The organism is Simkaniaceae bacterium, assembly GCA_021734805.1.
GTDB lineage: Bacteria > Chlamydiota > Chlamydiia > Chlamydiales > JACRBE01 > Amphritriteisimkania.
The window spans coordinates 25,978-45,041 of sequence record JAIPIG010000016.1; the positions used below are offsets into that span (position 1 = coordinate 25,978).

The 19,064-nt window shown below is 40.8% G+C and carries 17 protein-coding genes; 9 read left to right on the forward strand and 8 right to left on the reverse strand.

Annotation, left to right across the window (positions count from 1 at the left end; all coding sequences use genetic code 11):
- Positions 1-9: 9 nt before the first annotated feature.
- The 3 genes from K9M07_04310 to K9M07_04320 are packed head-to-tail and all read right to left on the reverse strand — an operon-like array spanning position 10 to position 1,806.
- Positions 10-387: a hypothetical protein gene (locus K9M07_04310; GenBank protein ID MCF7852447.1), complete on the reverse strand. Its 378-nt coding sequence runs from the start codon at positions 385-387 to the stop codon at positions 10-12.
- Complete coding sequence (rsmH, locus tag K9M07_04315) at positions 384-1,301, reverse strand: 16S rRNA (cytosine(1402)-N(4))-methyltransferase RsmH (GenBank protein MCF7852448.1); 918 nt, start codon at positions 1,299-1,301, stop codon at positions 384-386. Before rsmH ends, K9M07_04310 begins: the two co-directional genes overlap by 4 nt.
- Positions 1,246-1,806, reverse strand: a complete 561-nt coding sequence (locus K9M07_04320; GenBank protein ID MCF7852449.1) for a hypothetical protein — start codon at positions 1,804-1,806, stop codon at positions 1,246-1,248. The genes rsmH and K9M07_04320 overlap by 56 nt, the downstream gene beginning before the upstream one ends.
- 497 nt (positions 1,807-2,303) lie before the next feature.
- On the opposite strand from K9M07_04320, the gene K9M07_04325 reads away from it, so the two are divergent.
- From K9M07_04325 to dnaA, 3 genes are all read left to right on the forward strand, one after another.
- On the forward strand, positions 2,304-2,798 hold the full coding sequence (locus tag K9M07_04325) for a DUF5399 family protein (protein MCF7852450.1): 495 nt from the start codon (positions 2,304-2,306) through the stop codon (positions 2,796-2,798).
- Between the two features lie 9 nt (positions 2,799-2,807).
- A complete protein-coding gene (locus K9M07_04330) occupies positions 2,808-3,203 on the forward strand; it encodes a type III secretion chaperone (protein MCF7852451.1) in 396 nt (131 codons plus the stop codon).
- 257 nt (positions 3,204-3,460) lie between these two features.
- Positions 3,461-4,810 carry a chromosomal replication initiator protein DnaA gene (dnaA, locus tag K9M07_04335; GenBank protein ID MCF7852452.1) on the forward strand — a complete coding sequence of 450 codons (1,350 nt, stop codon included), beginning with the start codon at positions 3,461-3,463 and terminating at the stop codon, positions 4,808-4,810.
- Between the two features lie 22 nt (positions 4,811-4,832).
- Here dnaA and K9M07_04340 read toward each other — a convergent pair whose 3' ends face one another.
- Both K9M07_04340 and K9M07_04345 read right to left on the reverse strand, forming a co-directional pair.
- Positions 4,833-5,447: a hypothetical protein gene (locus K9M07_04340; GenBank protein ID MCF7852453.1), complete on the reverse strand. Its 615-nt coding sequence runs from the start codon at positions 5,445-5,447 to the stop codon at positions 4,833-4,835.
- A 14-nt stretch (positions 5,448-5,461) separates the two neighbouring features.
- Positions 5,462-10,498 carry a hypothetical protein gene (locus K9M07_04345; GenBank protein MCF7852454.1) on the reverse strand — a complete coding sequence of 1,679 codons (5,037 nt, stop codon included), beginning with the start codon at positions 10,496-10,498 and terminating at the stop codon, positions 5,462-5,464.
- 176 nt (positions 10,499-10,674) lie between these two features.
- Between K9M07_04345 and nqrB the strand changes: the two genes are divergently transcribed.
- The 4 genes from nqrB to nqrE are packed head-to-tail and all read left to right on the forward strand — an operon-like array spanning position 10,675 to position 14,496.
- A complete protein-coding gene (gene nqrB / locus K9M07_04350) occupies positions 10,675-12,198 on the forward strand; it encodes an NADH:ubiquinone reductase (Na(+)-transporting) subunit B (GenBank protein ID MCF7852455.1) in 1,524 nt (507 codons plus the stop codon).
- Complete coding sequence (gene nqrC / locus K9M07_04355; protein MCF7852456.1) at positions 12,179-13,117, forward strand: NADH:ubiquinone reductase (Na(+)-transporting) subunit C; 939 nt, start codon at positions 12,179-12,181, stop codon at positions 13,115-13,117. The genes nqrB and nqrC overlap by 20 nt, the downstream gene beginning before the upstream one ends.
- Positions 13,114-13,761: an NADH:ubiquinone reductase (Na(+)-transporting) subunit D gene (nqrD, locus tag K9M07_04360; GenBank protein ID MCF7852457.1), complete on the forward strand. Its 648-nt coding sequence runs from the start codon at positions 13,114-13,116 to the stop codon at positions 13,759-13,761. Before nqrC ends, nqrD begins: the two co-directional genes overlap by 4 nt.
- A gap of 12 nt (positions 13,762-13,773) precedes the next feature.
- A complete protein-coding gene (nqrE, locus tag K9M07_04365) occupies positions 13,774-14,496 on the forward strand; it encodes an NADH:ubiquinone reductase (Na(+)-transporting) subunit E (GenBank protein MCF7852458.1) in 723 nt (240 codons plus the stop codon).
- A 97-nt stretch (positions 14,497-14,593) separates the two neighbouring features.
- Here the strand turns inward: nqrE and gcvH are convergent, their stop codons facing one another.
- From gcvH to K9M07_04380, 3 genes are read right to left on the reverse strand one after another with little or no spacing between them, the layout of a single operon-like run.
- The gene (gcvH, locus tag K9M07_04370) at positions 14,594-14,899 is read right to left on the reverse strand and encodes a glycine cleavage system protein GcvH (GenBank protein ID MCF7852459.1); all 306 of its coding nucleotides are present in this window, start codon (positions 14,897-14,899) and stop codon (positions 14,594-14,596) included.
- Positions 14,896-15,543, reverse strand: coding sequence for a hypothetical protein (locus K9M07_04375; protein ID MCF7852460.1), 648 nt, complete (start codon positions 15,541-15,543; stop codon positions 14,896-14,898). The genes gcvH and K9M07_04375 overlap by 4 nt, the downstream gene beginning before the upstream one ends.
- Entirely contained in the window at positions 15,540-17,837 is a 2,298-nt protein-coding gene (locus K9M07_04380; GenBank protein MCF7852461.1) for a SurA N-terminal domain-containing protein, read from the reverse strand. The genes K9M07_04375 and K9M07_04380 overlap by 4 nt, the downstream gene beginning before the upstream one ends.
- A gap of 221 nt (positions 17,838-18,058) precedes the next feature.
- Between K9M07_04380 and K9M07_04385 the strand changes: the two genes are divergently transcribed.
- Both K9M07_04385 and K9M07_04390 read left to right on the forward strand, forming a co-directional pair.
- Positions 18,059-18,598, forward strand: coding sequence for a hypothetical protein (locus tag K9M07_04385; protein ID MCF7852462.1), 540 nt, complete (start codon positions 18,059-18,061; stop codon positions 18,596-18,598).
- A gap of 7 nt (positions 18,599-18,605) precedes the next feature.
- Entirely contained in the window at positions 18,606-18,938 is a 333-nt protein-coding gene (locus K9M07_04390) for a hypothetical protein (GenBank protein ID MCF7852463.1), read from the forward strand.
- Positions 18,939-19,064 lie beyond the last annotated feature (126 nt).

Below are 19,064 nucleotides of genomic sequence, written 5' to 3' on the forward strand. Positions count from 1 at the left end.
TTACACCATTTATTTCGGTAGTGCTCCAACGACGATGCTCTGCGATTCGAGCGAAAATGTTTCATAAGCATTTGCATTTTGCGGTCTTGGCATAAAAAAGTCATTCGAATTAAACGTCACACAAATAATGTCATCGCTATAAGGATGATGCAAATGACTAAATTCGCAATGCTTTGCTAATTGCATGAGATTGGAAGGACTTTCAAAACGTTCGATTTCATAGCGAAGACGTGTATTTTCCTCTTGAATTGCCAGTAATTGTCTCTCTAAGCTCGGCACCATCATGCTCAGCGATATCACTTCATTTTGATCTTCTAAATAAGCATAGATGACACTAGCAAAACTCAGGATACAAATGGAAATTTTCAGGAGGATATTGCGTCTCATCGTCTTCTAATCCACCTTAATTTTGCACTTCGTGAACGGGTATTTTTCTTGATTTCGTCGTGCGAGGGGATGAGTGGCTTTTTATGGCACAGCTCAAAAGGAGAATCCCCTACTTTTTTACCCGATTCGGATCGGATGGGACTTGCCGCTTCGCGGAAGATATTTTTGACAATGCGATCTTCCAAACTATGAAATGTAATCACACCAATCACACCTTCAGGAGCTAAATAGTGGAGTGCTTTTTTCAACCCCTCTTCGACATGACTCAGCTCTTCATTCACATAAATTCTAAGCGCTTGAAAAATTTGCGTTGCAGGATGGATTTTCCCTCTTCCCCCAAGCATTTTTTCAATTAAAGAAGCGAGTTGAACCGTCGTCGTGATAGGCTGTTTTTTACGCGTTTCGACAATCATTTTGGCAGCCCTTTTCCAAAAGGGTACCTCTCCATAATCTCTGAAAATAGCGCCGAGTTCTTTTTCATTTTTGAATGCAATGACTTCAGCTGCCGTCAAAGATTGAGTGGGATCCATGCGCATATCTAAAGGTGCATCGGTGCGGAAACTAAAGCCCCTTTCCCCTTGATCAAATTGCATAGAAGAAACGCCGAGATCAAATAGGAATCCGTCGACTTGATCGATATGATATTCTTCAAAAATGCGATCGAGATCTGAAAAGTTAGCTTGAATATAATGAACTTTGTCTTGGTATGGCTTGAGATTTTCTTTGGCAATTTCAATGGCGCTAAAATCGCGATCAATTCCAAAATAAGCAGCAATTTCAGGATGATCCGCAAGAATCTCCTTTGCATGCCCCCCTGCTCCTAATGTCCCTTCACAGAAAACTCGGAGATGCGAGGCTTTAAAACCCTGAATCACTTCCTCTCTCATCACCGAGATATGATAATTCTGATTCATCGCCGCTATATACTTCTCTTTCTTTTGGCCCAAGTTCAACGCTGGTCAATATCTCTTCCGTCATCTTAAGCAGATTCATATCTTGTGAATCGCCCTCACTCAAGAAGCTATCTAGATCGAACTCATATTTTTCTCGGGACCAAACCTCTATTTTATTGAGAACACCCGCAATGATCACCTCTTGATCAATTTTGGCAGCCCTCTTCAGGATCGTAGGAATTAAAACACGCCCCAACTTATCACAACTTGTGTGGTGGAGAGTGGAAAAGAAGAGGGTAAAGAAGCGCCGATACTTCACAATGTGGATTTTTGGTTTGAGGCGAAGAACTAACGCCTCAATTTCCGATCTCCTATATATAGATAGACATCCACCGAGTCCCAGCCCAAGAGTAAATTGCAAAGCCCCATTTTCAACGAGACCGTATCTCATCGACTGTGGTAAAACAAAGCGATTTTTTTCATCAAGCTTAGATGAATGCGCACCACTAAAGAAGAAATCGCCCATACCTTCTCCTAAGAATTCCCACTTAATTCCACAGGATAGCAATTTTACCCTAACAGCGCAAGCCACTTTTCAACAAAACAATTACTAATATTAAGACAAGGTTAATATCAAAGATTAATTTAATTTCATTATCAATCATTTATACACAATCCACATCCAATAAAAAATGTGGGAATTTGTGGAAATCACCCTAAAATGCGTTGTAAAATCGAGCTCAAAGGTAAAATTATTTTTTATAAAATATGTTAATTTGGTATGGGAAATGATACCAGTATAAAACAGCGTTGTTGCACAATTCATTTTTACCTAACATGCTCATTATTAGTTTTACCACAGAGAGCACAGAGCTCACAGAGGCACCGGAATGCGCATTTTCTTGATTTTTCTCTGTGTACTCTGTGCTCTCTGTGGTTGTTAAAATTCTTATTGTCAATAACTTGATGGTTTGTCGAATTATGCAACAAAGCAGTATAAAACAATGAATCGGGGAATTCAAAATGGCCTCATCTAAAACAATTGATAATATGGGCATGGATGTCTCTAATCAATATGCATCTGCAGATCATCTACATGCATCATCTCTTGTCCAAGATGCCCGCATGGTTACGACCCAAGCTCAAAAAGATCAAAATATCCCCAGTTATTCCCCTGAACTTTCGCTGATCTTCCAAACAAATGAGAAAAACCGCCCTTTTGCAGAAATCGATAGCCCACAGGGCTATGAAACGACAACCAATGCCGCTTATCTCTTCTCCTTTATCCCGAGCCTTGGAGGCAAGGATAAAATTGAAGCCATGACCCACCGCATCGAACATTATATCGATCAGCTCAAAACCTCTATGGGAAGTGTCAGTGATCCAAAAATCATTAATCATGCTGAAAATCAAATTACTCAAGGCGAAAATATCCATAATCTTTTACAATTGATTACAGATCGATCTGATATGAAAGAATATATCGAAACAGCAAGACGTAAAAATCAAAAAGGGTAGGAATCATTCGTGGATCCAATCGATTGGAAACAAGTCCTGGGCTGGGGTGAGAATGAGGTGCAAGACCTCATGTTTGTCGGCTACTCTTACATTAAGGAAGGGCAGTATCAGGTGGCTTTGCGCTTTTTCGAAGCCCTCACTGCACTGGAAGCCGATAATCTCTATTGTCTGCAGACATTAGGAGCTCTTTATCTCGAAACAGGCAACCATCTTTATGCTTTAAATTTTCTTGAAAGGGCCTTGAAAAAAGATCCCAAGCACGCTAAAACACTCCTCAATAAAGCAAAAACACTTTTTCTTCTCGGGTATAAGCGGCAAGCAATCGAACAAGCTAAAGAACTCCTGATCAATCCCGATAAGACCATTGCCGACCGCGCCGATGCACTCATTTTAGCTTATAGTTAACTCACAATCTATACCGAAATAAATTGAAGAGTCGAGTTTTAGATAAAAATTATGAGCAATTTTTCCACATTGTTTTTTTTGATTTTTTTTTCCATTTCACTCGTTTTGACATTCAATGATTTAGTGATTAAAATCGCATGACAAAAAAGAAATTCACTTGCGTGCTTTAAATCCATAATGTTAGAGTTGCGTTCGTAAATTACACTCTACGAGTTGTTTGTGGAAAGGTTGTTCATAACTATAGCAAGGGATAATCGATGCTCGCCGAAACCGGATTAGAAGAATGTTGGACACAGTTCTTAGATTTTATCAGCAAACAGTGTTCAACTGCTGAATTTCAAAATTGGTTTGCGCCTATTAAGGTGCTCGAATTGACCGATCATGAAATCTCGCTGCAAGTTCCCAATATCTTTGTGCGTGAATATCTTCTCGATAACTACAAAAGAGAGCTAGCCTCCTTTTTGCCGACAAGTGAATCGGGAGAGCCTTCCATTGTATTTAAAATTGCAGAGCTTAAAAAAGATTCTTTTAAGACACAACAAACGATCATCCCCTTTGATGAAATCGATATCCAACAAGAGAAGTTCGAAAGTAAACTCAATCAAAATTATACATTCCATAACTTTATTGAGGGGCCTTCAAACCAATTTGTTAAATCAGCTGCACTCGGTGTCGCCGAAAGACCCGGTAAGTCTTATAATCCCCTCTTCATCCATGGTGGTGTTGGATTAGGGAAAACTCACTTGCTCCACGCCATTGGCCATGCCATTTGCGAAAAGCACCGCAAAATGCGTGTGCAGTGCATTACAACTGAAGCCTTCATCAATGATTTGGTCGATAGCTTGCGCAATAAGTCTATTGATAAAATGAAGCGCTTCTACCGTTCCCTCGACGTCCTGATTGTCGATGATATTCAGTTTTTACAAAACCGCCTCAATTTTGAAGAGGAATTTTGCAATACGTTTGAGAGTTTGATTAATCAATCAAAACAAGTCATTATTTCCTCCGATAAACCCCCAAGTCAACTCAAATTGTCCGAGCGCTTAATCGCCCGTATGGAATGGGGACTTGTTGCCGGAATCGGAGCTCCCGATTTTGAAACGCGCGTTGCCATTCTACAACATAAAGCAGAAGCAAAAGGTTTGCGCATCCCCGATTCCATTGCTTACCTCATCGCCGAGCATATTTATGACAACGTACGCCAACTTGAAGGAGCCATTAACAAGCTCAGCGCCTATTGCAAATTAATGGGACTCGATGTTTCTAAAGAAATCGTTGAAAGAACCCTCAGTGAAATGTTCCAATGCGCTCACCATCAAAAAATTTCAGTAGAGAGTATCTTAAAAAGCGTTTCTGCCATGTTTAACGTGCGCATTAGTGATTTGAAGGGAACATCTCGATCAAAAGATATCGCATTGCCAAGACAAGTTGCGATGTATCTTGCAAAAGAATTGATTAATGAGTCGTTGATTAAACTCGCCTCTTCTTTTGGTGGAAAAACACATTCAACGCTTCTTCATTCATGGAATAAGATCAAAGATCAATTGCAACGCGATGAAATTTTACGCAGACAAGTCCAGATGACAAAACAAAATCTTGGCGCGTAAATATACCAAAATTTCGGTATATCTATTCAATGATCTGTTTTGCAGTGAAACAGGCTAAATCAATGCTCTGAATGTCTACGCGGTTTTTTAGCTGTTCAATGTTACGATTGATTTCTTGCAATGACCCTATATAGGGAATCACATACAAAGCTTTCATAGGGCCTCTGAGTTGCTTGGGATGTTTCATCAAGGGGACTTCCAAAAAAGCGGAGAGCTTTTTTGATAAGAGATACGCATCCGCTTGGTGGGGATGCGGGATAATCACATCAAATTCTCTGTCCGGATCACACTCGATTTGAACCGCGAGGAATGAAGCTAAAAGTTTAGCTAAGCGTTCACTCTTTGTTTGATTGAGTGATTGGATCAGAGGATGAGAATAGAGGTCATCAATCACTACGGCAAAGAGGCGATGATATGAAAAATGACGTCTCTTACATCCATGGCATTGCAATTGCAATGAACCCTTATTTAATAAGGGGGATAAACAAGTCAAACAGCGATTCAAAAACGAAATGCGCTGCAGAGAAGCAAAACAGGTTTGACAAATCAATTGAGTCCATCCGTCCAATATACAATGACAAATTAAACATTCGGTTGGAAACAAGACATTCATGAACGCATGTGCGATAGTTGTCATATCAGAGTTTTTGTTTACTTCAGGCCATATTTGGGCTTCATGACAGAGCCTCGAAGGGAAATCATAAAGGGCTGGGTAATCTTAAAAAGAACGTATTGCTTCATTTTCACATCGACATTCATTTCTCCATCAAATTTGATATAGCATCGATTGGTGGATGGGAAAAAGAAATGAGAGCGTTTTCCCTCACTATAACTATCTCGAAGGGCCATAAGCTTGATCTTTTGATCTTCAATTTGAAAATCAATTTCCCCACGGACAGGCACCAAGAGACCGAGATCAAGACCCAAACGGGTAATGAGCTCTAAGGGAATCAGGCGTGTATTGTGCTCTGTTTTAAATGTATTGTGGAATTTTAAATACCCTTTTCCCTTAATCGAATTGAGATCTGCCGTATTCCCTTTCAGCTCATCGATTTTGAGTTTTCGCATCACGAAAGGCTTTGCTTTAGTCGGCCCTTCTCCAATTTTTCTCAAAAGGCTAGGGCGAAATTCACTCACCTGAATTCCCTTAAACTCAAAAGAAAGGGCCTTGTTTTCCGGAGTCGCTATACACTCGTCAATGACAATCAAACCGGCTTGATCGGATAAGCGAAAGTCCATCATTTTAAAGGCGCTTCGATTGATTAAAATATCCGCTATTAAATTGCGCAAAATATATTGATTTACAATGAGATCTCGTCCCTTTAAGTAACCCTTAAAATATGAATCGGCGATCTGATTTTTATCAATCATAATATCCCCTTCAATCACTAGCGGGTGTTGAATCGCCAATTCCCTGATTTTCTTATTGATTGGGTGAGGTAAAAAAGGGACGATCTTCATCGGATCCAATATTGCCGATCCTCCTAAGATCATCTCAGAAGATATAAAATGGGGATAACGCGATGCAAAATCAAATTGTGCACCAAATAATTTTCCTTCGAGGCGCTCGCATCGCACCTCGAAATCATTTGAAAATGACCCCTCAATGGCAACGTAGTCTTCCGTTGGATTTCCTAGATCAAGTCTCTTTAGATTAACACTCATCTTATGGGTAGCTAACAGATCCACTTCCCCCTGAACATCAAATTCTAAATCACCAATATGCGTTTGAAAATTAATTTCGACTTTTTGGTTTTGATATCTGAATTTCGGCTGTTTGAATTCCCACATCATTTGATTCAAAGCATAGGTACCCTCTTTTAAGATGCCCGATATGATAAAGTGGGGGCCATCCCAATTGAGATCCATTTTCACTTGAATGAGATGATCCCAAGGATAGGAAGGCATTTGAGATTGGAGTTTTTCTAAATAAGTATTAATTGGATAAAACGCTTTCTTCTCAATGATATAATCGATCATTGCAGGACTCACCGTCATCTCAACGGCCTCTGCGCCCAGCTTCCCCTCATTCCATTGAATTGATCCAATACAAAAACCCGCAAAATGGTGCGGCAGATCGGGATAAGCAATATTGAAATCGAGATTGCGAATCAAAAGCCCTTCTTCAAAGTCAAAATGCCATTGACTCAATGTTTCAGATGTCAGGGATAATTGACTCTCCCCAAATTGCGATGAGTCGACTTTAAGCTCCGCATCGATTCCACCTTGTCCTAGAGTAAAGTGCCCATTGAGATTCAAATTGCCGGAAAAGTCACTATAAGAGAGTTGTGAGAGAAGAGGCGCTAAAAAATGCGCTATTTTGATCTCATCGAGATTGATAGTCGCCTCCTTCAGGTCGAGGTCGAGCTTTCCTGAGGTGAAATCCAGCTCCCCTCCATGAATCGGCAGCTTCGTATTGAGATAGTGGAGCACACTGGGATCAAAAATCAGTTTTTTCTCTATTAGATGCATCTGTCCATCGAAATGAATCTCACCAAAAGCAGCGCGTTTAATGTCAATGACGTCGCCCGTCTTTTCTAAAATAAGGTGTAGCGGCCTAGAATAAATGGTCGCAATGCTTGCCTCGCGGCATTGAATATCGAGTTTTGATTGATGCGCTTTTTCATCAAATTCTAAATCGATCTGTAGGAAATCGTTACATTTGACGTATTGAGAATTTAAAAAATGTGTCTTTGGTAATACATTGAATTGAGTGAGCATTTGTGAAAAAATCGGAAGGTCTTTTCCTTCAAGATCAAATTGAAAATTCCCACTTAACGGATTAAAACTGAGATCGGTTTTGAAATCGGTAAATTCTAAAGTAGAGCCGAGATAATTGCTCTCTTTAGGATCAATATGAATATGGTATTCCCCCTCCTTTACCCGGCATTTACCTAGAAGGTGCAAGAGCGACATCATTTCATCTTCAATTTGAAAATCAAAGGCAACATCGCCTTCATTTTCTTGATTGAGATTAAAATAGGATGCCGACAGCATATAGGGTAATTTTTGCCGATCAACGCATAATACGCCCTGAATCTGCTGTAGAAACGTTGCATTATTTTTTGATTGGCATTCAACATTGGCTGAAAAATCTGCAATGGATAGGTTTTGAGTTAATTGGCACACCCCTTGATCGACATGGATTTTAAGATTCCAAACCGGCTCTTTCTCAACGGGATAAATATCCGATATTAAGACAAATCCCTCACCCATTGCATGAGTCTGTCCATTGATATCTGTTGAGAGTGATGCAAAATCCGGGAAATGCTGCGCAATCTGTTTAAGTCCTTCTAATGGGCCTTCAATTTGATCGACATGCACTTCAAAGTGTGAGGGCTGTTTCTCATAAAAATTCAAGTCGACTTGCCCACCCATTTTTAATCCATAAGATTCCCCCTTCAAAGAATGGATAAATAATTTGTCATCTCGAATATAGAGATCCCCCGACAGATTAGAAAAATCTAAGTCAAATTTTTTAATCGAACATTCGGCCTGCTCAATGGGGATCATTAAGTCAAGCACGCGGTGATCATAGGTAAAATCGAGCTGGCCATGAAATGCCTTGCTCTCCTTATCTCTCACACGAACATCAATTGCATCCGAAATAAAATCTAATTCATGCGATGAAAGCTCACATTTCACATGCATTCCATCAAAGCGACCCATCGTATCGATTTGCCCGCGGATCGCCCAATCCACATCGAGAAAATATAGAATCCAATGATATATCGCTTCATCCACTGCATGCCCTTTAAACCATCCGGCAAATACGCGATGGCTCAATTGGTTGAGTTGCTCCGGAATAGAAGAAAAGAGTGAAAAATCAGTGAGCTTGAATCCAAAACTCAGAGGGTCTTCTTCCCCTATTTCACCCCTAACTCTCCAATAATCCATTTCCCTTGAAAAGTGGGCATGGATTGTATGCATTGCATCAGGAGGGGGAGAGGCTTGTTTAGCTCGGGGAAAATGCTTAAGTAAAGCCTCAGTTGAGGTCTTAACAATCAAATCGAGATCGGGATTGCGCCTTTGACCATAGAAATTGATATCAAAAATATGATCGAAGAGCCGTCCGTGCACATAGGAATGGGAAAAAGTATCAAGCTCCGATGCCATGGCTGCGGATAGATCATAAATCATGATCGATTCTCTATCGGGATCGGAAATCACCACATCCCCCGATTCGATGATCATCTTCCACCGATCGAATTGGCGTGTCTTTAAATCAATATCAAGCGCTCCTTCTAATTTGGAACAGAAGGCAATGACTTTTCCCCCATCAATATGAGCATGCAGATTATGGGCAATGATTTTTTCTAAATGCAGTGCTTTAAATTGCTTTTTCTCAATTTCAGCAACGATTTCGCATTCGAGTTTACCCTCTTTCAAATCAATTTTTCCCACATCCGGGAAGTGGGGCGTAATCATTTTTTGAATGAGGTTGAGATGGTCGACATCGACTTGGTGACAAACACCGGTAAAACGAAAATGATCAGACTGAATATGCTCTAAGTGACAATCGATCGATGAGAGCCCATCCGTATCATTTTTGATGCTGAGTTTGATGCCTAACTGGGGATGTTTAAACTCGCCATAATAGGGATCCCCTTTAATTGCTATCTGCGATTGAAGGCCATCGATATCGAGATGCCCTTTTAAATCAATCCCCTCATTCTCAGGTAAATTCATTGAAAATTTTCCATAGAGATTGATCTCGCTGTGCTGATCAAGCTTAAAATAAAAGCCTTTCACACTCGATTTGATTGCAACATCAGCCCAAGACTTATGAATGACCCGTTCTTTATTGCGTGCTAAGGGAAATGACGATCTCCAATTGGCGCTATCTATTTTTATTTCCGATTGCGTTTTCTGATTGGATAGGCCAATGTTTTCGAGCTCGAGCTGCACATCTCCACGTTTTAAAGCCCCTTTAGACCCAAAATGCAATAGAGTATTCCCCGTGATAATTCCCGAAGTTGCCGTCCAATGATCGACATGAAACAGAGAAAAAGTGCGATTGAGCTCTGCAAGCAACTGCATTTCAACTTTATTGAAATCAAAATAAGAAAATAGCTCACTGGAAAGCGATGAAATGGATATCTCTATCATCGGAGAGCTGAGTTCTTCAAATGACTTTGCCAGAGATAAAATGCCAAAACACTCATTTTCGAAATTGCTCTTATATGAAAAATAAACGGGCAACGGGGGATGGGATGCATCGTCTTTAAGAATGAGCTCTCCGCGGTTGATATTCAGTTGAATATGCCGAGTAATGGCCCTAAAAAACTCTAAAGGAGGGGAAGTCATTGCCTTTTCATTTTGGAGAGGACCGGACAGCGTGATCATTGGATGATCGATATCGATAATCGGATCAATTTCAAAATCTCTCCAATTAAAGCGCATTCCCACTTTGAGACAATCAATAGCCATTTTGACATGGGGCATTTCTTCGCTATAAGCTTCTAAATTTGAAAAAATAATGCCCTTAGATTGAAAGGCCATTTTCTCAAAATGGAATTTCACCCCTTTTTGGGTTTTGAATTTGGAGTTGAGAAAAACCTCAAGACCAAATCCTAAAAAGCTGTTGCGAAACAGAGTAAAAACCAAGACAAACAAGAGCAAAACGATCAGAAAGATCGCCCTCTTTTTCTTTATATAGCGTTTAATTGTTTGAACTTGTTTTTCCATATAAACGGTATTATGATCAATTTGCTATTTTTTCGCATGCATACCGAAATAAATTGAAGAATTGGTTTTTATCTATCAAAGCTAAAACCCCAATTCTTCAACTCATTTCGGTATACCTTGATCTTAAATCACAATTTTTCCACTATTTAGTAGATTGCTAATGGAATGAAATAAAGATGATAATCAACCGACTTTTGACAGAATGGGCCGAAAAATGCCGCTCCCACCCTAAATTAAAAACACTGACGCCCCTTATCAATGCCATTGATTCTTTTATTGCCGAAGTCCCCCTCACGGCCAAAAACCCTCCCTTTATCCATGATCATTTTGATGTCAAACGGATGATGATGCTCGTCATCTTTGCCCTCCTTCCCTGCACCTTCATGGCGATTCTCAATAGCGGTGTCCAATCATTTATTTTTGGATCGGGCGATGCAAATATCATGAAGAGCTACCTTGAGGCCTCTCACTCCTTTTCCGGATATTTTTCGTTTGTCTATGCCCATTTTGGCTCGATTATTAAACTCGGGGCCATTGCGTTCCTTCCTATCCTTGCCATTTCATATATGGTAGGAGGTTTTTGGGAAGTGCTTTTTGCTACAATAAGGGGACATGAAATTTCAGAGGGATTGCTCGTTACGGGAATTCTTTATGCCTTGATTCTCCCTTCGACACTCCCTTATTGGATGGTTGCTGTTGGCGTTTCGGCAGGTGTCATTTTAGCAAAAGAAATTTTTGGAGGCACCGGGATGAATATTTTAAATCCCGCTCTAGCCTGCCGCTGCTTTCTGTATTTCGCCTTTCCCAATAAAATGACCGGTAACGTATGGGTAGGGACCAATCCAACGCATATTAAAAACAGTCTTATGACGATGAATCAGCAAATCGATACGACGTCTCTTGATGGTTTTTCCCAAGCAAGCTATCTCAACACAATGAGCATCGGCGATGAAATTAAGCGCATCCATATTGATGCAATCGGCGAGCATTGGAATCACCTCACTCCGACCAATGATCTTTTAGCACACCAATTCCAATTTTATCAAAAAGCACATGACTTATCACAAGCCCTACCCGACCTCAATATTCCTCAACTTCAATCATTCCTCACAGCCCCATTAAAAGAAGGGGGCCTTGCTCTAGCAAACGATGCCTTTGTGAATGCATACCACTTTGCCGAGCTCAAGTTTGGTCAGGGAATTATGAACGATGCCAATCTCTTTTTTGGCAACATGCTCGGATCCTTTGGTGAAACATCGAAATTCGCTTGTCTTCTCGGAGCTATTTTTCTGATCATAACCGGCGTTGCCTCTTTTCGAACCATGCTCTCTGTTGTCATTGGGGCTCTTTTTACGGCGGCTTGTTTCCAAATTGGAAGTCATGTCATTGGGCCCTATGGAGGTGCCTTTAACCCTGCAAAATTTGATTTTCCTGTTTTAAAACAACTTTTATTAGGCGGACTTGCTTTTGGACTTGTCTTCATGGCAACGGATCCCGTTTCTTCTCCGTATACCAAATCCGCCAAATGGGTTTATGGATTTGTGATAGGGGCTTTAACGATCATTATTCGACTGATTAATCCCGCTTTTCCGGAAGGGGTCATGCTCGCTATTTTATTTGGCAATGTCTTTGCTCCCTTGTTTGATCGCATGGCTCTAAAGCACTTTAGGAGGAAACGCAATGTCGCAAAATTCAGCTAAGTTTTCCAACCGCTATATTATTCTCTTTGTCTCAATCGTCTGTTTTATTTGCGCTTTGATCCTCTCTATTTTCGCCGCCGCCCTAAAGCCTTTGCAAGAGAGGGAAGAAATCCTTTATCAAAGCAAGCAACTGCTGATTTCCGCTAAGATTCTCAATGATGCCGGCTCTTTTTTAATTAAAAATGAAGCCGGCCAATATATTCCCGCGCATTTCGATCCAAAAGAACAAAAACTAATTCCCAATCCACCCGGCACTCATTATAAGGCGAGTAAAAATGATATTTTTTCTCTGCAGCAATTGCGCGTTGTTCCTCATCTAACTGATATCCAAGGAAATGTCTTTTCTTTTAAAGAAAAGAAAATCGATTACGAAACCTATTTAAAAGAACATCAAAAATACGGTTATGCCGACTTGCCCAATAAGCTTGTCTATTTTATCTATCCCAATATTGCAACATCCTTGCTAAAAAAAGAACTCGATCAACTCACTCCCATAGGATATGTCATTCCTATCAATGGCTATGGATTATGGGATGCCATTTATGGGTATCTTGCGATTGAGGCCAATGCCAATACGGTCATCGGAACCACTTGGTATGATCAAAAAGAGACACCCGGCCTTGGCGCTAATATTGCAACGCCTCAATGGCAAAAACAATTTTATGGGAAACACATTTTCCGCGAAAATGCACAGGGCCAAACCAACTATCAAACATCTAAGCTAGGCATTACAGTTGTGAAAACGACGGTTAAAGATGAACTCGGGGATTCGCCCTTTGCCATCAGTGCCGTAGATGGCATTGCCGGAGCGAGTGAAACACGCAAAGGCGTACAAGCAGCCTACTTCGACTCGCTTGCCCCCTATCGCCCTTTTTTAATTAAAGCACACCAGCGCTACTTGGGAGAACATTCTCAATGAAAAAAAGACCTTCACTCCATGCCTTTCTCAATCCTCTCTGGCATGACAATCAAATTCTTGTCGCCGTGCTCGGAATCTGCTCAGCACTTGCGGTCACAATCAAAGTGAGTATTGCCCTAGTTATGGGAATCAGTGTGATGTTTGTAACCTCTTTTTCCTGTCTATTTGTCTCTTTCCTTCGCAAAAAGACCCCTGATAGCGTTCGAATGATTACTCAGCTTGCCATTATCTCTCTCTTTGTCATCATTGTCGATCAAATCTTAAAGGCCTTTTCTTATGAAATTTCAAAAACTCTTTCCGTATTTGTCGGCCTCATTATTACAAACTGCATTGTAATGGGCCGCTGTGAAAGCAATGCCAAAAACGTTACGCCCGGACCCGCTTTTTTTGATGGTCTTGGCGCTGCAACGGGGTATGCCTGCGTTCTTTTTATTATTGGCACCATTCGCGAAATTTTTGCTTTCGGAACCTTTTTAAGCCTCCAAGTCATCCCCTTAAGTTGGTATGCTTCCCCCCTATATCCCGATCGCTATGAAAACTCCAATATTATGGCCTTAGCCCCCTCAGCCTTTTTCATCATTGGCGGCATGATTTGGATTTATAATACAATCAATGACCGCACTTCAAGTAGTGTCAAAAAGTAGGAGATAAACAAGATGTGGATGGGCCCCTTTTCAATGATTAATCTGCTCGGATTGCTAATCCAGACCGTTTTTATTCAAAACATTTTGCTTTTCTATTTTTTGGGAATGTGTTCCTATCTCGCCTGCTCAAACAAAATCACAACAGCTAAAGGACTTGGTCTTGCAGTCACAATCGTTATTACCTTATCGGGAACGCTCAATTGGTTTGTCCATCAATTTGTGACAGGTCCCAAAGCGCTCTCTTGGCTCTCGGTTTTTGGAATTGACGGGAGTAAAATCGACTTAAGTTTTTTAGAATTCCTGATCTTTATTTCAGTCATTGCCGCCTTTGTGCAAGTGCTTGAAATCATTATTGAGAAGTTTACCCCATCCCTTTATCGCTCACTTGGAATGTATCTTCCGCTGATTACGGTGAATTGCGCCATCCTTGGAGCCTGCCTCTTCTCCGTTGTCCGCGAATACCCTTTCTTTGCCAACTTTATTTATGTTTTGGGATCAGGTCTTGGGTGGTGGCTTGCGATTGTCCTTATCGCCTCAATTCGAGAAAAATTGAGTTATAGCAATGTCTGTCCGGGTTTGAAGGGAATGGGAATTACCTTTGTGATGACCGGGCTCATCGCCCTTTCATTTATGGGATTTACAGGCATCGCCCTTGATACTATCTCCGAAGATGATACCTACCCCGAACTTGTCTCATCGATTGAACGGAGGCCAAGCTGCAATCTCCCTGCTTGAGCCGGGAATCCTAAGCGGCTAGCGGATAGTGATAGCCAATATTCCTTAACTGTCAAAAAATCTCCTCTATTCATGGAGGGGATTTTTTAATTGCGGATTAATCCATTTTTAGACGATATAGCCAACCCTCCCCTTCCGGGTCTTGATTGATTAAACTGAGATCGATCAGCAGCTTTTCATTCACCTCAGTCACTGTTCCTGAAAGAGGCGATGCAATATCTGTGGCTGCTTTGGTTGATTCTAATATGACGGCGCTATCATCTTTTTTTAGTTCTTGATGGATCTCGGGAAGTTCGAGATAAACAATTTCACCGAGTTCTTCTTGCGCTTGATGAGAAATACCAATGGTGGCAACCCCTTCATCGACTAAAATCCACTCATGTGTTTCCGTGTATTGTTTCATTTGGGCCTCGTTAAATGTAGATTTGCATAAAGCATCGGTGTTAAAAGCACCTGAAAATCGCGATTGGAAAGATGAAAGTGTTGCGGCTCTCCCTTAGCTCGATGAATCACTGTTGTAAAACCTATGAGCGAGACATCGATAGGGTCAAATCCATGCAAAATAGCAGAAGGGAGGGTGACTTTAAGTCGATATCCTTTGGAATGAAATTCCCTTTCAACTTGGATGGCACTTGGCTCGCATAGCTCATGTTTATCCTCTCCTCGAAAGCGTGTAATTTCAAGCGCGCTCGTATCGAGATCCGCTGCTGCCAAAACAAGAAAGTGGTGACAAAAGCGATGGATCGCCCTAGCGTCTTTTAATCCCCTCGTATCTATACAAATTTCAACGCAATCGCTTTTTTCAAAATTGGGGTATTCAGAGCAAGTAAACGGGACTTCAACATCATATAAAAACTGAAGCCCATGTTCACTCCAAGCTGCAGCACATTGAGCAAAACGCTCCTCATTGAGCATTTCCCCTAAATCTAAGAGAAGATGCTTCCCCTTGAAAGCTCCTTTAAAATCCAAATCTTTTGCATAAGGCACCTCTACGGTCATATCAAAAAAAATGGCAGGCGATAACGGGAGAAGATCTTCAATACTCATGAAGGATCAACTTCTTGCTCAGCGAAATGAATCGCATTTTGCAATTTCATTTCATTGAGTAAATCTTTCATAACTACTTCTCTTGCTTCTTCGCATAGCAACCGATATCCCTCATCTATGGCCTTATTCTTCTCCTTTTCATCAATTTTTTTATCATCGACATGGAAGAAGGCAAGCCCTTGCCCCGGGAGAAGCGCAATAGAAGACCATTCGTCTTTTTTCATTCTAAAAACACATTCATCAAAGAGCGGAGATGGATGACTGCGGCTCAGTGTATGTTGTTTTGTCGTCAATCGGAATTGATTCTCAATCCCCTCTATTGATACCTCATCTTGATTGCTTGATTGCCTCTTTGCCAATGTTTCTGCAAAAAAATCATACATCCGGTATGCAGCAAGTTCATCAAGAGAAATAGATTCATCTAACGTGAGGCCTTGCTTTGTTTTTAGATAGGCTTGCAATTGGGCAATAATATCAAAAAAGACAAGACGCCCCACTTCTTCTCTCACCTCGCTGAGGGGTCTAAACTCTTGAGATGCATTTTTAAAAAGAGTGGGATTGCTCATTCTCACATTCACATATTCCCGCTCTAATTTTTCATTGAGCAAACGATCTAGTATGCCATAGGTGCATGCCTGCTCAAATGTCAAAATTTGATACTCATCATCAATATGAGAAATTTGGATGCGATAAAATGCATGACCGTCTCCGATTAGATCAACGACAGGTTCTTCGCCATTTTTTTGAGCATCGGCATAGGCTCTTTCAAATTTCTCAATTAAATCATTGTTATCCTCAAATCCTTTGAAGACTTGGTTGACATCATCGAGATTCAGGATCACATCTTTTGATGCCATTTCTTTATCTTTAAGCGCGGCTAAAATCCAACTCGGATTTTTTTCGATAATTTGTTCTTTCACATATTCATCGATCTTGAGTTTAACAGCCGGAGCAAGCTGTTCAAGCACCTGTAATTTTTCATCGATTGTCGATGCAGGCTTCAACGCAAGTTCGGGGAATTTGCTCATTAACTCTGTAAAACATAGCGTTTCATATTCCGTCAGCTCTTTTAATCCCACATGCAGTGCGATTTCCGATTTAGCCACTTCAGCAATATCGAGTTTAAAATGTTTCCCAAGCAATTTAGGGCAACGGCTTTTGACTCTTTCTACCGAGTGGTATTGAGAAGGAATAGCAACCAATGAAGAAGGGGTTCTCTTCGCAACCACATCGAGATAGACCTCCAGCTTCATCATCGTCTCAAAATCATTGACAACAAGCGATGAGGGCAATGAATAGACGTTGAGATCCAGATTTTCCTGAGCAAATTTATTGACCTGATCATAGGCTAGCGTATCGAGAACAACACTGGCATCCGCCTCTTCAAATAAACGTCTAAATAATAAAATTTTCTGCCATATTTTCACAGCGTGCTTCTCAGTTATGAAAAGCTTTTTTAGCGCCACGCGGTAAGGATGTGGGGCGCCTTTGACATTTGTCTTTTCATCAGGGGCAAGCACTTTATGAGCGCGCACGGCATGATCCATAAGCGACGCTCTTGCTTCTTCAACGCTCACTTTATAGCCCTTTTGTTTGGCATGAAGCGCACCGTTATGAATAAATTGAGCGCATAGCGCTATGAATTTTTCTCCGAATAATTCATAGGGAGTATGAACATTGAAAACGGCTAAATTTCCTCTTTGGATATAGGGATCGGCCATGCGTGGTGAAAACTGCCTCTCGTGAAAATAGAGAAACTGCCTTAAAAGATCTTCCGGAAATTGAGCCTGTGCGACATAGGCATCAATAACATAGTGTATTTTCTTCTGTGCATCGTTTTCTTCGAAAAAATTATGGTAGGCATTGAATAAATCGGGAGCGAATCGCGTCCAGATATTTTCTGCACTAATGAAGGGGAATTCAGGGTGTTGATAAGGGCGATAACGCATATAGGCATCGAGTTTAGATTCTAAATCCTCTTTCAGCTCATCATAATAAGATTCAATGAGCATTGCTCCTAATCCCGATTTCAAAAAGTCTTTTATAATCACATCATCTGCAGTCAATGTCAATCCTACATAGGGATTAGAGCTCTGTGATAAAAACCGGACAATCTCATCGATCTCTTTAGAATGGATTTTAGATCCGTCAATGGCTTGCCCTAATACGACATTTTTCTTCTGGCTATTTCCCCCCCCATAGGAAGTGATTCCGAAAAAGCTCATTGAAAAAATAACGAGAACTCCTGCAATGGCAAATATAATTTTTTGATGTTTGCGTAAGAAACCAAGCATAACCTATATCCGCTGTAAAAATAGACTTTATGCAAAAATTTAACAAAACACCGAGTATTTAGCTAGCCCGCATTTTTCACAAATTTGAGCCCTCCTCCCCAACTTTATGAAAAATGCGGGCTAGTGCTCTGTCACAATTATACCGACAAGGTATTTTTTTACTTTTTTTAAAGAACCGGATCATCTATCATATTTGGTGCATTATCACAAATTAGTTCGTTATGACACCTACCGGTAAATATCACTATTACCCCTCTCAAAAAGACCTCTCATCGCCTTCTTTACTCGTTAAAAGAACAGGCGAAGAGATTGTTTCCGAAAAAGCCATTTCAGATACTGTCTACCGCAGCGCCATTGCATTTTTTTCAAAATTAAGCTCGGATATGAAGGAAAAGCTTTATTCACAAATGTTTAATTCAAGCGGAAGCATTTTGGAAACGGATCATTGGAGATTTGATATTCAAAATCCCACCAAAACCCATAGAAACCTTCAAATCCAGACAAAAGGATCTACAATTGCTACGATCCTTGTACCTAAAGAACTAGAGCTTTTCGGTGATTCAACAACACAAATGAAAGCTAAACAAGCTGAAGTCGTCAACTATATTGCCCGACAACTTGTAGTTTTGCTCAAGTCAGGACATAAACGCGTTGTTCACAGAGGCCTTCCCTTTGAAGGTCATCATATTGCCGTTGAATGCAAAATCATTCCGGGAACTATTTTTAATCATACCGGCATTGACTGCCCTACAAAGGCTTAATATTTTTATGGCTTCACACATTCATCAATACCACACGCGCTCCGCTGCGCATGCAACAGGAACCTTATCAACATCAAAACGCCTTGTCATTAACAGATTAGGTAAAAAAGAAGTTTCTGATCGAGTTTCTAAAGAGATATATGAGCTTGCAATAAGGTTTTTCACGTCCCTCACCCCTGATCAAAAAGAAGCTTTTTATTCTCAATTGTTTCGAAGACCCGGAACAATCTACGATCTTGGGGATAATTTGCGCATTGATGTTCAAAACCCCTTGAGGGATAAAACTAACATTCAAGTTCAATTTGACAGCTCCCCATGGCTAAAGCCAGGGGATTCCTAATTCACAGAGAACAGCCAGAGGACGCAGCTTGGTTATCGCAAAAGTCCAAAGAGGACTTTTACGTTTTTTACAACCCATGCCCTCCGGTCTTACATTCTCTCCAAAGGCTTAACATCCCGAGTGCCC

Excerpts from the sequence above, each read along its gene's own strand:
- K9M07_04320 (MCF7852449.1), bottom strand. The coding sequence starts at position 1,806 with ATGGGCGATTTCTTCTTTAGTGGTGCGCATTCATCTAAGCTTGATGAA.
- nqrD (MCF7852457.1), top strand. The coding sequence starts at position 13,114 with ATGAAAAAAAGACCTTCACTCCATGCCTTTCTCAATCCTCTCTGGCAT.
- nqrB (MCF7852455.1), top strand. The coding sequence starts at position 10,675 with ATGATAATCAACCGACTTTTGACAGAATGGGCCGAAAAATGCCGCTCC.
- nqrC (MCF7852456.1), top strand. The coding sequence starts at position 12,179 with ATGTCGCAAAATTCAGCTAAGTTTTCCAACCGCTATATTATTCTCTTT.
- K9M07_04380 (MCF7852461.1), bottom strand. The coding sequence starts at position 17,837 with ATGCTTGGTTTCTTACGCAAACATCAAAAAATTATATTTGCCATTGCA.
- gcvH (MCF7852459.1), bottom strand. The coding sequence starts at position 14,899 with ATGAAACAATACACGGAAACACATGAGTGGATTTTAGTCGATGAAGGG.
- rsmH (MCF7852448.1), bottom strand. The coding sequence starts at position 1,301 with ATGAATCAGAATTATCATATCTCGGTGATGAGAGAGGAAGTGATTCAG.
- dnaA (MCF7852452.1), top strand. The coding sequence starts at position 3,461 with ATGCTCGCCGAAACCGGATTAGAAGAATGTTGGACACAGTTCTTAGAT.
- K9M07_04385 (MCF7852462.1), top strand. The coding sequence starts at position 18,059 with ATGACACCTACCGGTAAATATCACTATTACCCCTCTCAAAAAGACCTC.
- nqrE (MCF7852458.1), top strand. The coding sequence starts at position 13,774 with ATGTGGATGGGCCCCTTTTCAATGATTAATCTGCTCGGATTGCTAATC.
- K9M07_04325 (MCF7852450.1), top strand. The coding sequence starts at position 2,304 with ATGGCCTCATCTAAAACAATTGATAATATGGGCATGGATGTCTCTAAT.
- K9M07_04340 (MCF7852453.1), bottom strand. The coding sequence starts at position 5,447 with ATGACAACTATCGCACATGCGTTCATGAATGTCTTGTTTCCAACCGAA.
- K9M07_04375 (MCF7852460.1), bottom strand. The coding sequence starts at position 15,543 with ATGAGTATTGAAGATCTTCTCCCGTTATCGCCTGCCATTTTTTTTGAT.
- K9M07_04345 (MCF7852454.1), bottom strand. The coding sequence starts at position 10,498 with ATGGAAAAACAAGTTCAAACAATTAAACGCTATATAAAGAAAAAGAGG.
- K9M07_04390 (MCF7852463.1), top strand. The coding sequence starts at position 18,606 with ATGGCTTCACACATTCATCAATACCACACGCGCTCCGCTGCGCATGCA.
- K9M07_04310 (MCF7852447.1), bottom strand. The coding sequence starts at position 387 with ATGAGACGCAATATCCTCCTGAAAATTTCCATTTGTATCCTGAGTTTT.